Here is a 14764-nt window from a genome sequence, read left to right as displayed (position 1 = left end):
CATATGCTGACGCCGGAGGTCACCATGAGCCACTCCGTCGCCGGAGAGCCGCCCTCTGCCGGCCGCCGTGCCGCACCGCTGACCACCGCCGTCTACTCCGCGGCCGAGTGGGACCTGCTGACCGACCTGCCGGGCCGGGTCCTCGTCGCCGCCGCCGCGCCCGGTCCGGGCCGTCCGCCGCGCGGTGTCGCCGCCGGGCTCGCCGGGCTGGACGCAGTGGCCGCCGGCCGGGCCTTCGACAGCGACCTCATCCGGGCCGTGGTCGCCGCGATCTACGCCCGCCACGACGGCGCCGCCGACCGGGACGAGCGCCTCACCGACCTGGTCGACCTGCTCGCCGCCGCCCGGGCCACTGTGCGGGTGCTGCGCCGGCGCGCGGACCCCGCCGACTCGGCCGCGTACCGGCAGTGGGTGGAGTCGGTGGCGGCCCGCGTGTGCCGGGCCGGCGAGGCCGTCCCGAGCCCCGCCGACCGGCGCTTCCTCGACCGGCTCGCCGGGGCGCTGGACCTGCGCTGATCCGCCGGCCCGTGACGGCCGTTCCGCCGGTCGGGCCGTACCCTCTGCAGACCGTGACCGACGACCAGCTCGACGTGGGCGTGGGGCCGTGGCCCGGCGACCCGCCGGACGACCCGCGCTACGACCCGGAGCTGCTCGCCCAGGGCGACCGGCGCAACGTCGTGGACCGGTACCGCTACTGGCGGCGCGAGGCCGTGGTGGCCGACCTGGACCGCCGCCGGCACGACTTCCATGTGGCCGTCGAGAACTGGCAGCACGACTTCAACATCGGCACGGTGGTCCGCAACGCCAACGCCTTCCTCGCCGCCGAGGTGCACATCGTCGGGCGGCGGCGCTGGAACCGGCGGGGCGCCATGGTGACCGACCGCTACCAGCACGTCCGGCATCACCCGACGATCGAGGAGTTCGTGGCCTGGGCGGCGGGGGAGGGGCTGCCGGTGGTCGGCATCGACAACCTCCCCGGCTCGAAGCCGCTGGAGAGCAGCACACTTCCCCGCCGCTGCGTGCTGCTCTTCGGTCAGGAGGGGCCGGGGCTCTCCGAGGTGGCCCGGGCCGCCTGCGACCAGCTCTTCTCGATCGCCCAGTACGGCTCGACCCGCTCCATCAACGCCGGGGTGGCCAGCGGGATCGCCATGCACGCCTGGATCCGGGCGTACGCCGGGCCGCCACCGGAGTGACCGATCCGGCCGCTCCGCTTGACGCCCCGCCGGTCGGGGGCGACGGTGAAGGCGTGAGTGTCGCGGTGAGTTGCCCCAGGTGCGCGGGCCCGGTCCGGGAGCCGGACCTGATGCACGGCGAATACCGGTGCCTGCGCTGCGGTCCCGTGCCGCCGCTGCACGTCCCCGAACACATCGGTGCCGAGATCATGGCCAGCGTGGTGGAGCGGGTGGCCGCCGACACCGGTCCGGCGGAGGGGCCGGGGATGCCGCTGTGGTGCCCGTGGCCGCTGCCGACCGGGTGGACGCTGACCGGGGTCGCCTGGGCGGGGGACGAGCGGTCCGGGATCCGCGCCACGGCGGTGGCCTGCGCCGGCCCGGCCCCGCTCGACGGTGGACCGGCGGACCTGCTCTTCGTCGCCGAGGAGCCGGGCGTCGGCCTGGGCTCCCGACTCGCCGGCCTGCCCGGCCCCGACCCGGGGCCCGAGATGGCGGAGGCGCTGACCGATCCCGGCCCTGGTCACCCGGAGCGGGTGCCGCACGCCAAGATCCGGGTGGGCGGCCATCCCACTCCACTGTGGCTCGTGAATTCCCCGACCGATCGAAGCGCGTACGCCGGCGAGGCTCGGGGAATGTGGCTCCATGCGATAGCCTGGCCGGCGAGTGCGGGTCACCTCCTCGCGGAAGAAGTCGTGCTGCACGACCTCACCGAGTGGACACCGCCCGAACTCGTGTACGGCGCACCATCTCCGTACCTGCAGGGGCGGGCCTGACCGGCCGGCACCGGCGAGGCGGACAACAGACGCAGATATTCACTCTACGACACCATACTGATACTCTGGGTGCCGCTGCGGTAAACGGACCCGGCTCCGCGCGAGAGGATGGCCCGCTATGGTCAAGAAGGTCCTCACCTGGGCCGGCCTCGCATTCTTGATCTTCTTCATCGCCTACCGGCCGAACTCCGCCGCCGACGTGTTCAAGTCCCTGGGCGGCGGCATCATGGACATCGCGCAGGGCTTCGGCGACTTCTTCACCAACCTGGTCGCCTAACCGCCCATGGGAAGCCCCTCCGGTCCGCCCTTCGACCCGGACGACCCCGATCGGGAGCGCCGGGAGCGCGACACCGAGCCGATCCCGCGGATCGACCCCGACGACGGCCCGGGCTTCGGCTCCGGTTCCGGCTACGGCGGCGGCCCGTCCCTTTCGGACGACGCCGCCTTCGGTGACGGCCCCGGGTACGCCGGGGAGGGGCGGTCCGGCCGCGCCTGGATCCGCGACCCCGAGGCCGGCTACCAGGACCCGCAGATCTCCGAGGAGGAGCTGGCCGGGCTGCGCGCCGACGCCGCCGGCATGGCCCCGCGCCGGGTGCTGCCCATGGAGGACGAGCCGAGCGCGCTGGCGGCCCGCTACCTCTTCCCGACCGAGCGTTTCCGGGGCGAGTGGAAGCGGCACTGGGTCCACCTCTCCACGCCGATCATCGTGGGCATCGCGGCGACCTTCGTGCTCGGCTACCTCTCCGGTTTCCTCGCCGGGCGCGACGTCGGTGCGCTGACCACCGTCGCGGTGCTGCTCTGGTTCGGCGTGATGGGCTGGGTCGCCTGGCGGGTTGCCGACTGGTGGTACGACCGCTTCATCCTCACCAACAAGCGGGTCATGGTGGTCAACGGGATCATCACCCGCCGGGTGGCGATGATGCCGCTGGTCCGGGTCACCGACATGAAGTACGAGCAGACCCCGACCGGGCGTGCGCTCAACTACGGCACCTTCGTGCTGGAGTCGGCCGGCCAGGAGCAGGCGCTCCGGGAGATCAAGAACCTGCCCAACCCGAACGAGCTCTACCTGCGCGTCGTGGAGGAGATGTACGAGCCGCAGGCCGTCGAGGCGCGGATCGGCAAGGAGCAGGACGAGGCGAAGGCCGACGACGGCGCCTGAAGGTTTCTGTCCGAACATCGGAGGAACTGCGCACCTTTTGCCGTCGACCCATTCCGCCCTACCGTGAAAGCCTGCCAGGCAGGACGGGGTGTGGAGGTGGGCGTGGCGAGCAGGGATCCGCTGGAGGAGGAGTTCCGCGACTTCGTCGCGGCCCGCTCCGGTGCCCTGCTGCGCACCGCCTACCTCCTGGCCGGCGACTGGGCGACGGCCGAGGACCTGCTCCAGACCGCGTTGACCAAGACCTACCTGGCGTGGAAGCGGCTCGGCGGGATCGACGCCCTCGAGCCGTACGCCCGCCGGGTCCTGGTCAACACCTCGACGAGCTGGTGGCGCCGGCGCTGGCACGGGGAACGTCCGACCGAGGTGCTGCCCGAGCGGGCCGGGGTCGACGAGATCGAGCAGCAGCTCGACCGGGACGCGCTGTGGCGGCACCTCCAGGCGCTCCCCGCCCGGCAGCGGGCCGTGCTCGTGCTCCGCTTCTACGAGGACATGTCCGAGGCGCAGACCGCCGCCCTGCTGGAGATCTCCCCGGGCACCGTGAAGAGCCAGACCTCCCGGGCGCTGAACACCCTGCGCCGCCGGCTCGGCTCCGAGGCCGCCCTCGGCCTGCCCGCCGCGCCGGCGGAGACGGTCGCGCCGCCCGCGCCGCGTACCCCGCCGCGGGTGGTCCGGCAGCCCGCCCCGCCGCCGCCCGCCCCGCCGGCCGCCCCGGCGGTCCGGCCGGCCGTGCGACCCGCCGCGTCCGTGCCGGTGGAATCCCGATGAGCCGCACGCCGGACTCCTGCGACAACCGGACGGGCCGCCCGGAGCGTCCATTACCCGTGACCGAGGACGAGCTGGAACGGGCGCTGCGGCAGACGCTGGCCGGCCGCGTCGCCACGCCCCGGCCCCTCGCCGCCGACCCGGCCGGCGCCGTGCTCCGGCGGGCCCGGGGCGCCGCACGGCGCCGTACGCTGACCGGGCTCGCCCTGGCCGGGGTGGCGACCGTGCTGGTCACCACCGGCATGGCCCAGCTCGGCGGGCCGACCGGGCACAGCGGCACGCCCACCGTGGTGCTCGGTGACCCGGACGGGTTCTCGCCCGTGCCGCTGCCCACCGCCAGCAGCCCGGCCCCCGGGACGGGGCCGGTCCGCGCCGAGCTGGATCTGATCGTCGGCTCGCGGCTGGAGACCAGCGGGGGCGAGCGCCGCGAACTGATCGGGTTGAGCGGCGTCGAGCGGGCCCAGCGGGTCCCGGACTACGGCGGCTGGCTCGTCACCTCGGCGGCCACCGCGGCCGGCCGTACCCTCTGGTGGGTGCCGCCCAACGGCAGCGACCCGCAGGTGCTGCTCGCCGGTGCGGACGCCGTCGTGGTGGCCGCCGACGGGCGGCAGGTGGCCTGGCGCGACGGCGCCTACCTGGCCGCCGCCGGCGTGGTCGGCGGGCAGCTCCTGGCCAGCAGCCGGACGCCGGCCCCCGCGGGGGCGGTCCCGATCGGCTTCGCCGGCGACGCCGTGCTGGTCCGGCAGCCCGACCGCGGTGGGGTCAGCGTCTGGCGGCGGCCGGTGGGTGGGGTGCCGGGTCCGGCGAACCCGGACGTGCTCACGGTCTACGGCACGCTGCCCGACGGCCGGGTGGTCGGTCTGGTCTCCGCCGGCACGCCCCGGCAGCCCTGTGTGGCACTGCTCGACCCGGCCCGCGAACTCGTCCGCGTCCGCACCGCCTGCGGCACCGCGGTGGCCACCGACGGTCTCGGCGGGGTCTCCGCCGACGGGCGCTGGCTGCTCCTCAACGCCGCGCGCCGGGACGCCCTGCTGGTCGACCTGGCCAGCCTCGACGGCGCCGCCGCCGCGACCCGCCCGGCCGGCCCGGCGATCACCGGGGCGGTGGCCTGGACCCGCAGCGGAGCGGCGTTGCACGCCGACGCCTCCGGCGGCCTGGTCCGGGTCCACCCCGACCGGGTGCTGGCCGGCGAGCGTCCCACCGCCTCGGCGCTCGACGGGGTGCCCCCGGGCGAGCGCCTCGTGGTGGTGGCCGACGCCCGCTCCTGACCGGTGCGGGGTGGGCGTAGCGTCGGCGGGGTGAGCGCCGCCGCCCGGATCGACCTGCACACCCACTCCACCGCCAGCGACGGCACCCTCGGCCCCGCCGAGCTGGTCCGGGCCGCCGCCGCGGCCGGCCTCGACGTGGTGGCGCTCACCGACCACGACACCACGGCCGGCTGGGAGCCGGCCGTCGCGGCCCTGCCGCCCGGGCTCACCCTGGTCCGGGGAGCCGAGCTGTCCTGCCGCTGGTTCGGTGTCGAGCCGGCGATCCCGCTGCACCTGCTCGCGTACCTCTTCGACCCGGCCGAACCGGAGCTGGCCGCCGAACTGGCCCGGGTCCGGCGCGCCCGGGAGGAGCGGGGTGAGCGCATCGTGCGGCTGCTCCAGGCCGACGGGATCCCGGTGAGCTGGTCGGAGATCCTGGCCGGGGCCGCCGGCGGGGCGGTCGGCCGGCCGCACATCGCGCAGGCGCTGATCCGGGCCGGGCTGGTCGCCACCACCACCGAGGCGTTCGGGCCGCGGTGGCTGGGGGAGCGGTACCGGCTGCCCAAGGAGGACATCGACGTGTTCCGGGCGGTGGCGCTGGTCCGGGCGGCCGGCGGGGTGCCGGTCTTCGCCCACCCCCGCGCCAGCCGGCGCGGCCGGATCGTGCCGGACGAGCTGATCGTGGACCTGGCGGCCGCCGGGCTGGCCGGCCTGGAGGCCGACCACGAGGACCACAGCCCCGCCGAGCGGGAGCACGTCCACGCGCTCGCCGCCGACCTGGGCCTGCTCGTCACCGGGTCGTCCGACTTCCACGGCACCCACAAGACCGTCCGGCTCGGCGCGTTCACCACCGGCGCCGGGGCGTACGAGCGGATCGTCGAGCTGGCCCGGGGGGTGACCCCGGTCGCTTCGAGCTGAAGCGATCCGGCCACGCGGCTACCGTGTCCGAGTGGATCTCAAGCTCTTCGGCGAGGTCTTCGTGACCCTGCTGGTGATCGTCGACCCGCCCGGCATGATGCCGATCTTCCTGGCGCTGACCGGCCCGATGGCCGCCCGCGACCGGAACCGGGCCGCCTGGCAGGCCGTCGCGCTGGCGCTCGGGGTGATCGTGGTGTTCGCCGTCGCCGGCCAGACCATCCTGGCCTACCTGCACGTCGACCTGCCCGCGCTGCAGGCCGCCGGCGGGCTGCTGCTGATCCTCGTCGCGCTGGAACTGCTCACCGGCAAGTCCGACGACCCGAACCAGCAGGCCACCAGCAACATCGCGCTGGTGCCGCTGGGCACCCCGCTGCTGGCCGGCCCCGGCGCCATCGTCGCCACCATGCTCTTCGTGCAGCGGGCCGGTGGCTTCACCGACTACCTCGCCATCGCCGCCGCGATCGTCGCGGTCATGGTCGCCGTCTGGGTGGTGCTGCGCTTCTCCGGCGGCATCGTCAAGGTCCTCCGGCCGGGCGGCATCGAGGTGCTGACCCGGATCGCCGGCCTGCTGCTGGCCGCCATCGCCGTGCAGCTCATCGCCGACGCCATCGCCGCGTTCGTCACGCAGTACCTCACCATGGGCTGAGCCGTCGCGGCGCTGTCGCACCCGGATGGCAGGATCTGAGGCGTGCGACGACCCTCCCCGACCGGGCGACCCACCGGCGGCCGGCCACCCCGGCCCCGCGCCGAGCAGGCCGAGCAGCTCGGCTTCGAGGGCATGCCGGAACGGCTCTTCGTCTGCACCCCCAGCAAGCTCGGCGCCTACACCGACTGCCCCCGGCGCTACCGCTACTCGTACGTGGACCGCCCCGCGCCGCCCAAGGGCCCGCCGTGGGCGCACAACTCGCTCGGCGCCAGCGTCCACACGGCCCTGAAGAACTGGTACGCGCTGGCCCCCGACCGCCGCCGCCCCGAGGTGCTGGCCACCCTGCTGAAGGGCACCTGGGTCCGTGAGGGCTACCGCGACGACGAGCAGGAGCGGGACGCGTTCCGCCGGGCGCTGTCCTGGCTGGAGTCCTACGTGGCGGGGCTCGACCCGGCCGACGAGCCGGTCGGGGTGGAGCGCGTGGTCGCCGTGAAGACCGCGGTGCTCGCCTTCAATGGCCGCACCGACCGGATCGACTCCCGCCCCGGCCCGGACGGCCGGCCCGAGCTGGTCATCGTCGACTACAAGACCGGCCGCACCGGGCTCGACGGCGACGACGCGCGCGGCTCACAGGCCCTCGCGCTCTACGCCTACGCGGCCGAGCGGGTGTTCCGCCGCCCGTGCCGCCGGGTCGAGCTGCACCACCTGCCCACCGGCACGGTCGCCGCGCACGAGCACAGCCCCGAGTCGTTGCAGCGGCAGCTCACCCGCGCCGAGGACACCGCACGGGACATCATGGCCGCCGAGCGGGCCGTCGCCGACGGCGCCGACCCCGACGAGGCGTTCCCCACCGAGCCGGGGCCCCGCTGCGGCTGGTGCGACTACCGGCGCACCTGCCCGGCCGGCGCTCGGGCACCGGGCAAGGACCCGTGGGCGGCCGTGGACCGCCCCGCCGAGCCGGTCGCCGACCAGGGCTGACAGCGCTTCTCAGGCCGCCGCGGCGCGGGCGGCGCGCTCCTTGGCGGCCTGCAACAACGGGCCCTCGCGGTAACGCCGCGGCACCGCCGCCAGGGCGAGCCGCAGCGCGCGCACGCTCAGGTCCGCCGACAGCGCGGTGGTCGGCAGGCCGAGGCCGCCGTACAGCCGCTGGGCCCAGGCCGGCAGCAGCGCCAGCGCCGTGCCGGCGATCCCCAGGTACGCCCAGCGCGGCGGGCCGAGGTGCAGGCCGAGCTTCAGCGGCAGGCTGAGCTTCCACGGGATCGGCGGGGCGGTCAGGAATAGTGCCGTCTCCGCCGCCTCCCTGGTCATCCGCAGCTCGGGCCGGATCCGGCGGTAGTAGTCGGCCACCTCGGCGGCGGTGCCCGGCACGTCGGCCGGGTCCAACCCGACCAGGGCCGCCGCGCGGCGCTGCTCGGTGTAGTAGCCGTCCACCTCGTCGTCGGTCAGCGCGAGCCCGGCCCGCCGCGCGGTGCTCACGAACGACTCGACCTCGGTGACGTGCACCCAGCGCAGCAGGTCGGGGTCGTCGATCCGGAAGCGCTCGCCGGTGAACGGGTCGGTGGCCCGCATCCGGGCGTGCAGCGTACGCAGCCGCCGGCCGGCCGCCTCCGCCTCGGCGGTCGTGCCGTAGATCGTCGTGGCCACGTAGGTGGCCGTGCGGACCAGACGGCCCCAGGCGTCCGTGCGGTAGTTGCTGTTCTGGGCGACGCCCGCCATGGCGCGGGGGTGCAGCGCCTGGAGGTAGAGCGAACGCAGGCCGGCGACGATCAGGATCGGCTCCTCGTGCACCTTCCACGTGACCGATCCCGGACCGAACAGGCCGAGGTCATCGGTGTCCACCGACCAAGAGTGCCACGCCGGCGTCGGCCTTCGTGCCGCCAGCTCGTCGAGGTCGGCGGGCGGCCGGTCAGTCGTCGACGGAGCGCCGGGCCTGGCAGGCCGGGCAGAGGCCCCAGAAGGTCACTTCCGCCTCGTCGACCTCGAAGCCGTGCGCGACGTTCGGGTCCAGGCAGGGGGCGTTGCCGGTGGCGCAGTCCACGTCGGCGATCTCGCCGCAGCCCCGGCACACCACGTGGTGGTGATTGTCCCCGACGCGGGCCTCGTAGCGGGCGGGGCTGCCGGCCGGCTCGATCCGGCGGGACAGCCCGGCCCGGGAGAGCGCCCCGAGCACGTCGTAGACGGCCTGGGTGGAGACCGAGTCGAGGCGCTCACGGACCCGGCGGGTGATCTCGTCGACCTCCAGGTGACCGCCGGCGGCGAGCACGTCCAGCACGGCGAGACGCGGCCGGGTGACCCGTAGGCCCCTCGACCGGAGCAGCTCCTCACCCGTGGACATGCGTCCATGACAGCACGGCGCCCCGGGGCCGACAAGCGAGCGTCACCCCGGGTGGTTCGGGCCACAGGTGAACCGGGCCGACGCCCCGTGCGTGTGTCGGTGTACGAAGGCGGGACGGCGGATCACCACGCCGTACGCTGACCGCGCGATCCCGTCCACTCGCCGGAGGTGTCGGTGTTCAGGGAAGTCAACGGCCTACCGGGCCACGTCCTGGTCGTACACGCCGCGGTGGTGCTGGTGCCGCTGCTGGCGTTGCTCTCCGTCGCGTACGGGGTGCTGCCCCGCTGGCGGCCCCGGCTGGACTGGGCGGTGGCGGTCCTCGCCGTCCTCACCCCGATCGTCACCTGGGTGGCGACCGAGTCCGGTGAGGCGCTGGAAGAGGTGCTCCGGCAGCGGGGCTACCCGCCCGAGGGCCTCCAGAAGATCCACGAGCACTCCGAGTACGGCGAGAACCTGTTCTGGTTCACCGTCGGGCTGGCCGTGGCGGCGCTCCTGCTGCTGCTGGTGACCAGCGGGCTCGCCCGCACCCGCAACCTGCCCCGCTGGCTGCCCCTGGTGCTCACCGCCATCGTGCTCGTGCTCGCCGTGTTCGCGCTGGTCTACGTCTACCTGACCGGTGACAGCGGCGCGAAGATGGTGTGGAGCGGCATCGTCTGACCCGGACCGGCCGGGCCGCCCAGCCGAGGCGTCCCGGCCGGCTCAGAAGAGCAGGCGCGAGCAGAGCAGGCAGGTGAGCAGCACCAGCACGACGCCGACGACGGCGCCGATGCCGTAGGTGACCCGCTGGGCCTGCCCCTCGGCCTGGTCCATGGCGGCCATGTCCTGCGGCGGGAGCCGGCGCGGCGGCGTCGGCTGCACATGCACCGGCGGCCGCCAGCCGGGCGGCGGCGGGACGGTCGGCGGCGGGCCCGCATAACCGGCCGGCGCGCCCCCCGGCCCCCAACCACCGGCCGAGGCCGGCTGCTGCGGCCCACCACCGGCCGGGCCGGTCTGCGCGGGCCAGCCGCCGGCCTGCCCTGGCCAGCCGCCGGCCGGTGCGGCGCTCTGGCCGGGCCTCGCCCACGGGCTGTCGGTGTGGCCGGCGCGCGACCAGGGGCTGGCCTGCGCCGTCGGAGCGTCGCCGGTCGAGCTGTCGGGCTGGTCGCTCCCGGCCTCCGGGCCGGGAGCCGGGTCCCGGCCGGCCGCCGAGCGGGGCTCGTCCTCGCCGGGCGTCGGGACCGCGCCGGCCGGCTCGTCCGGGCGTTGCCAGATCTCGTCCTCGGGGCTGCCACCGCTCGGCGTCGTCACGCCGTCCGACGCTACCAACGCGCCGGCCGGTCGGCCGCCCGACGCGACGGGCCACGGCGTCCCGGCGTTCCCGCCCGACCGGTCGATCCGTCGCCCTCGCCCCGGTATCCTTGCCGCTCGTGAGCGATCCCGGCATCCGTGTCCCGCGCGGCGACGACGACCGCGTGGTCGACCTCAGCGAAGACTTCGTGGTGCTGCCCGAGCAGACCACCGACGACACCGACCGCGGCTGGGGCGAGCGCTCCGCCGGCAACGACGACTGGCTGCTCGCCGAGCGCCCGCCGCACTGGGACTGACCCGACAGGTCATCCGCGCACCACGACGGCGAAGCGGCTGCCCTCGGGCAGGCCGACCGCGCGCTGCGCCTGCTCCGGGCGGAGCGCCAGGTAGAGCGCCGAGGAGCCGTCGACCGCCCCGGCCGCACCGACCACGTCGAGGACCAGCGCCCGCGGAGCGAGCAGGGTGGCCGCGCCCGCCGTCCCGCCGGCCGGCACGACCAGCAGGTCCACCCGGGCGCCGGGGCGGAGCACCGCGAGCGCGGCCGGCTCGGCGAGCCGGACCGGCACTCCGACCGCCCCGGCCGGCAGCGGCAGGGCGGCGGCGCGACGATCACCACCGGCCGGGGCGCCCCCACCGGCCGGAAGGCCTCCACCGGCCGGGAGGCCTCCACCGGCCGGGACCTCGCCGGTGGGACTGGGAGCCACGGCCGGGACCGTGCCCGGCGGGCAGCCGTCCGGGGTCTGCAGGACGGCCGCGGCCAGCCCGAGCAGCACCGCGACCAGCGCCACCCGGAGCAGCGTGCGCCCCCGGGGCAGCCCCTGCCAGCGCACCGGCCGCAGCGATGCCTCCTCACCCGCCACCAGCACCCTCCCGCGCACCCGACCCGACCGGTACGCGGGCAGGTTAGGCGGCGGGCGGCGGCCCCCGCCGCCCGCGCCGGCTCACCTGTGGATAACCCGCCGGCCTGTGGACAGGCGCCCGGTGACGGCCAACCGGAGGGAAACCCCGGGAAACGCGAAAAGTGGCCATCCGCGCGGGATGACCACTTTCCGGGGACGAAGAGGCGTCAGGAGGAGCTGCTGGCCGCCGGCGCCTTGCTGGTCGACGAACCGGAGGACGAGCTGGACGACGCGGCGGACGAGCCGCTGCCCGAGCCCGACGACGAGCTGTCGGACGAGCCGCCGGTCGACGACTCGGACTTGGCCGGCTTGCTCGTGGCGCTCGTGGTGCTGTCGGAACCGGACGAACGGGAGTCCGTGCGGTAGAAGCCCGAGCCCTTGAACACGATGCCGACCGAGTTGAAGACCTTGCGCAGCCGCCCCTCACACGCCGGGCACTCGGTCAGCGGCGCGTCGGAGAAGGACTGCACCGCCTCGAGCTGGTGGCCGCACGCGGTGCAGGCGTACTGGTACGTGGGCACGTTCTCCTCCGGATCTTGGCTCGGCCGCTTGGCACTCGACGGATTCGAGTGCCAATGGTGCGTCATGGAACCCGGGTTCGTCCAGCGGAAGCGCCTTGGGCCACACCGGGCACCCCCACCAGACCCTCCGCCGGTGTGATCACGAAGCGCACCGGCCGGTCGTGCGGCTGCGCCGGAACCGCCTCGACCAGCTCCCCGTCGTGCAGCAGCGCCACCGTGGGGACCGTGGCGGGCACCCGGGCCAGCGCCCGGTCGTACGAGCCACCGCCCCGGCCCAGCCGGAACCCCCGGCGGTCCACCGCCAGCGCCGGCACCACCACGAGGTCGGCCCCGGCGACCGCCGCGCTCCCCAGGCGCGGCCCGGTCGGCTCGCGCAGGCCCCGGCCGGCCGCCCGCAGCGACTCCGGCCCGGTGTAGGCGGCCCAGTCCAGGTCGAGGTCGTCGAGGAGCACCGGCAGCAGCAGCTCGGCCTCCGGCGCCAGCGCCGCCCGCAGCACGGCGGGCAGGTCGCTCCCGCCCGGCTCGGAGCCGACCGGCACGTACGCGGTCATCCGGGTCGGCCGCAGCCGACGTACCAGATCGACCAGCTCGGCCCGGACGGACGCCGCCGCCTCGGCCCGGCGCGGCGGCGGCAGCGTCCGGCGGTGGGCGAGCAGCGCGACCCGCAGGTCCCGCTTGGTCACATCCGCTCCATCAGAAAATTCCGGCACGCAACACTCCTGACGCAACGCTTGCCTCCCGGTCGCTCTGTGTCAGCATCGCAGGAAGGGGCGCAGGACTTCCGGGGGGCAGCTTGACGCTACGCGGGCGGTTGACGGCGGCCTTCCTCACGGTGGTGCTCGGCCCCGTCCTGCTCGGCGCCTTCTTCGTCGGGTCCACCCTGAGCGCCGTCGACCGTGGCCGGGCCACCGAGCGGCTGGGTGTGGCCGCGGCCGGGGTGCGTACCTCCGTCGACGCCCTCTGCCAGCAGCTCCGCGCGGCGGCGGACGCGGTCGCGCTGGTCGCCGACCCGGCCGCCCGGTCCCGCGCGGCCGACCAGGTCGTGGGCCGGGGCCTGGCCGCCGCCGTGCTGATCGTCGACCCGGCCGGCCGCACCAGCTACGCCACCGCCGGCGGCCCGGCCGGGCCCTGGCAGGACTGCGCCGCCGACGCGACGACCGGCCCGGTGCGTGCCCTCGCCGCCCAGGTCCGGCTCCGCGACCCGGCCGGCGCCGACCTGGGCACGGTCGCCGCCGCGCAGCCCGTCGACCCGGCGTTCGTGGCGCGGCTCGCCGCGGTGACCGGTGCCGGGGTCACCCTCCTCGACGACCCGGGCCGGATCACCCACACGACCGAGACCCGGGAGGTACGCGCAGCGGTGCTGGCCGCCGCCCGCCAGGCGGACGGGGACCGGGTGACCGGCACCACCGACGGCCGGTACGTGCGCCGGGTCGGCCCCGCCCCCGGCCAGCCGCTGCCGCTGGTGCTCTCGGTGCCGGGTGAGCGCCCGCCCGGGCTCTACGCCGCCCTGGTCGGCGCGGTGGTGCTGGCCGCCCTGCTGGCCGTGGTGGCCGCCTGGCGGCTGGCCCGGGTGACCACCCGGCCCCTGGTCGAGCTGGCGGGCGCCGTGGACCGGGTGGCGCACGGCGACCTGAGCACCCGGGTGCCGGTCCGCAGCCGCGACGAGATCGGGCGGCTGGCCGGCGCGTTCAACCGGATGACCCGGGAGACCGGCAGCTACGTGGCCGCCCTGACCAGCAGCCGGGACCAGCTCCGCGGCCACCTGGCCGTCCTCGGCGACACCCTGGCCAGCACCCACGACCTGCAACGCATCCTGCGGGTGATCCTGCACAGCGCGATCGCCGCCACCGGCGCCCGGGCCGGCGCCGTGCTGCTGGTCGACGGCGACGGCGCGCTGGTCGGCCAGTGCGTCGAGGGGCTGGACGGCCGTTGGCCGACCGAGGACCCGGCCGATCCGGCGACGCTGCGGGTGCCGGTCGGCGCCGGGGTGCTCGGCAGGGTGGCCGCCACCGGGGAGCCGCTGCGCGGCCGGTGGGAGGCGACGGACACGCCGACCGGGGAGCCGTCCTGCGAGACGTACGTGGCGGTGCCCTTCGCCGCCCCCCGCGGCACGGAACCGCGCCCGGAGCGGCCCGGCCACCCGCCGGCCGACTCTGACGGCTCCAGCTCGGCGCGTCCGGCGCCGCGCCGCGACCTGGAGTCGCGCCGCGACCTGGAGCCGTCGTCCGACGACTCGTGCGCGCTCGGTGTGCTCGCCCTCTACGACCGGCTCGGCGCGGACGAGTTCGACGACGACGACCTGGTCACCCTGCGGACCTTCGCCGGGCACGCGGCGGTGGCGGTGGAGAACGTCCGGGTGCACGAGGAGGCACAGCGGCTCTCCCTCACCGACCCGCTCACCGGGCTGTGGAACTACCGCTACCTGCGCGAGTCGATCCGGCGCGAGGTGGAGCGGGCCAACCGGTTCGGCCGGATGCTCAGCGTGCTGGCCCTCGACCTGGACCGGTTCAAGCACGTCAACGACACCTGGGGCCACGCCGCCGGGGACGCGGTGCTGGTCGAGTTCGCCCGCCGGGTACGCGGCGAGATCCGCGAGGTCGACCTGGCGTTCCGGCACGGCGGTGAGGAGTTCGTGGTGCTGCTGCCGGAGACCGACGCCCGGGGCGCCACGATCGTCGCCGAGCGGCTCGGCGCGGTGATCCGGGGCCAGCCGGTGCCGGTCGAGGTGCACGCGGGGGAGGTCGTCCGGGTGCCGGTGACCGTCTCCATCGGCATCGCCGTCTACCCCGACCACGCGGCCGGCGGGCAGCAGGTTCTCGACGCCGCCGACGAGGCGCTCTACGCGGCCAAGGCCGCCGGCCGCGACGGCTACCGGCTGGCCCGGCCCCCCGATCCGGTCCCCACCCAGGAGATCCCGGTGGTGGTCGCCGCGGTCAGTCCGCCCGACGGACTGCCCCGGGCCGGCGCCGGGGACGGCGCGACGGCGGCACAGGGCGGCGCGTCTTCCGGTCCTCACCCGCCGCGGCAGAGCCGTGGCCGATAGTC

General features: G+C 75.9%; 19 protein-coding genes. 13 read left to right on the top strand and 6 right to left on the bottom strand.

The genetic code is table 11. The features are described 5' to 3' along the window. Positions 1-24 precede the first annotated feature (24 nt). The 10 genes from RMN56_RS08185 (at position 25) to RMN56_RS08140 (ending at position 7655) form a co-directional block, all read left to right on the top strand. Positions 25-516: a hypothetical protein gene (locus RMN56_RS08185; protein WP_313723214.1), complete on the top strand. Its 492-nt coding sequence runs from the start codon at positions 25-27 to the stop codon at positions 514-516. A 53-nt stretch (positions 517-569) separates the two neighbouring features. Continuing rightward, complete coding sequence (locus tag RMN56_RS08180) at positions 570-1193, top strand: TrmH family RNA methyltransferase (protein ID WP_313723213.1); 624 nt, start codon at positions 570-572, stop codon at positions 1191-1193. 53 nt (positions 1194-1246) lie between these two features. Continuing rightward, entirely contained in the window at positions 1247-1945 is a 699-nt protein-coding gene (locus RMN56_RS08175) for a DUF6758 family protein (protein WP_313723212.1), read from the top strand. Between the two features lie 118 nt (positions 1946-2063). After that, on the top strand, positions 2064-2222 hold the full coding sequence (locus RMN56_RS08170) for a hypothetical protein (RefSeq protein WP_167544553.1): 159 nt from the start codon (positions 2064-2066) through the stop codon (positions 2220-2222). Positions 2223-2228: 6 nt separating this feature from the next. Continuing rightward, a complete protein-coding gene (locus RMN56_RS08165; RefSeq protein ID WP_313723210.1) occupies positions 2229-3104 on the top strand; it encodes a PH domain-containing protein in 876 nt (291 codons plus the stop codon). A 102-nt stretch (positions 3105-3206) separates the two neighbouring features. Next, positions 3207-3869, top strand: coding sequence for a SigE family RNA polymerase sigma factor (locus RMN56_RS08160; RefSeq protein ID WP_313723209.1), 663 nt, complete (start codon positions 3207-3209; stop codon positions 3867-3869). Positions 3870-3925: 56 nt separating this feature from the next. Beyond that, entirely contained in the window at positions 3926-5134 is a 1209-nt protein-coding gene (locus tag RMN56_RS08155; RefSeq protein WP_313723208.1) for a hypothetical protein, read from the top strand. A gap of 30 nt (positions 5135-5164) precedes the next feature. Next, positions 5165-6031 carry a PHP domain-containing protein gene (locus RMN56_RS08150; protein WP_313723207.1) on the top strand — a complete coding sequence of 289 codons (867 nt, stop codon included), beginning with the start codon at positions 5165-5167 and terminating at the stop codon, positions 6029-6031. A gap of 31 nt (positions 6032-6062) precedes the next feature. Next, on the top strand, positions 6063-6677 hold the full coding sequence (locus tag RMN56_RS08145) for a MarC family protein (protein ID WP_313723206.1): 615 nt from the start codon (positions 6063-6065) through the stop codon (positions 6675-6677). 132 nt (positions 6678-6809) lie between these two features. After that, the gene (locus RMN56_RS08140) at positions 6810-7655 is read left to right on the top strand and encodes a RecB family exonuclease (RefSeq protein WP_313724679.1); all 846 of its coding nucleotides are present in this window, start codon (positions 6810-6812) and stop codon (positions 7653-7655) included. A 9-nt stretch (positions 7656-7664) separates the two neighbouring features. On the opposite strand, the gene RMN56_RS08135 is transcribed toward RMN56_RS08140, so the two are convergent. After that, positions 7665-8516: an oxygenase MpaB family protein gene (locus RMN56_RS08135; protein ID WP_313723205.1), complete on the bottom strand. Its 852-nt coding sequence runs from the start codon at positions 8514-8516 to the stop codon at positions 7665-7667. Positions 8517-8583: 67 nt separating this feature from the next. After that, positions 8584-9012 (bottom strand): Fur family transcriptional regulator, encoded by a 429-nt coding sequence (locus RMN56_RS08130; protein WP_313723204.1) that lies wholly within the window; start codon positions 9010-9012, stop codon positions 8584-8586. Positions 9013-9186: 174 nt separating this feature from the next. Between RMN56_RS08130 and RMN56_RS08125 the strand changes: the two genes are divergently transcribed. After that, positions 9187-9669, top strand: a complete 483-nt coding sequence (locus tag RMN56_RS08125) for a DUF2231 domain-containing protein (RefSeq protein ID WP_313723202.1) — start codon at positions 9187-9189, stop codon at positions 9667-9669. 42 nt (positions 9670-9711) lie between these two features. On the opposite strand, the gene RMN56_RS08120 is transcribed toward RMN56_RS08125, so the two are convergent. After that, positions 9712-10299 (bottom strand): hypothetical protein, encoded by a 588-nt coding sequence (locus RMN56_RS08120; RefSeq protein ID WP_313723201.1) that lies wholly within the window; start codon positions 10297-10299, stop codon positions 9712-9714. Positions 10300-10409: 110 nt separating this feature from the next. Here RMN56_RS08120 and RMN56_RS08115 point away from each other — a divergent pair, with 110 nt between their 5' ends. After that, entirely contained in the window at positions 10410-10595 is a 186-nt protein-coding gene (locus RMN56_RS08115) for a hypothetical protein (protein WP_262286940.1), read from the top strand. 9 nt (positions 10596-10604) lie between these two features. Here the strand turns inward: RMN56_RS08115 and RMN56_RS08110 are convergent, their stop codons facing one another. From RMN56_RS08110 to RMN56_RS08100, 3 genes are all read right to left on the bottom strand, one after another. Next, positions 10605-11159, bottom strand: a complete 555-nt coding sequence (locus tag RMN56_RS08110) for a flagellar biosynthesis protein FlgA (RefSeq protein ID WP_313723200.1) — start codon at positions 11157-11159, stop codon at positions 10605-10607. 206 nt (positions 11160-11365) lie between these two features. Further along, positions 11366-11719 (bottom strand): FmdB family zinc ribbon protein, encoded by a 354-nt coding sequence (locus tag RMN56_RS08105; RefSeq protein WP_313723199.1) that lies wholly within the window; start codon positions 11717-11719, stop codon positions 11366-11368. Positions 11720-11781: 62 nt separating this feature from the next. Beyond that, positions 11782-12429 (bottom strand): 5-formyltetrahydrofolate cyclo-ligase, encoded by a 648-nt coding sequence (locus tag RMN56_RS08100; protein ID WP_313723198.1) that lies wholly within the window; start codon positions 12427-12429, stop codon positions 11782-11784. 83 nt (positions 12430-12512) lie between these two features. Here RMN56_RS08100 and RMN56_RS08095 point away from each other — a divergent pair, with 83 nt between their 5' ends. Beyond that, on the top strand, positions 12513-14762 hold the full coding sequence (locus tag RMN56_RS08095; protein WP_313723197.1) for a diguanylate cyclase: 2250 nt from the start codon (positions 12513-12515) through the stop codon (positions 14760-14762). Positions 14763-14764 lie beyond the last annotated feature (2 nt).

This window comes from Micromonospora halotolerans, from assembly GCF_032108445.1.
GTDB classification, from domain to species: Bacteria; Actinomycetota; Actinomycetes; order Mycobacteriales; family Micromonosporaceae; genus Micromonospora; species Micromonospora halotolerans.
Note: the sequence above shows the minus strand (reverse complement) of the source record. Positions and strands in the feature narration are given on the sequence as shown.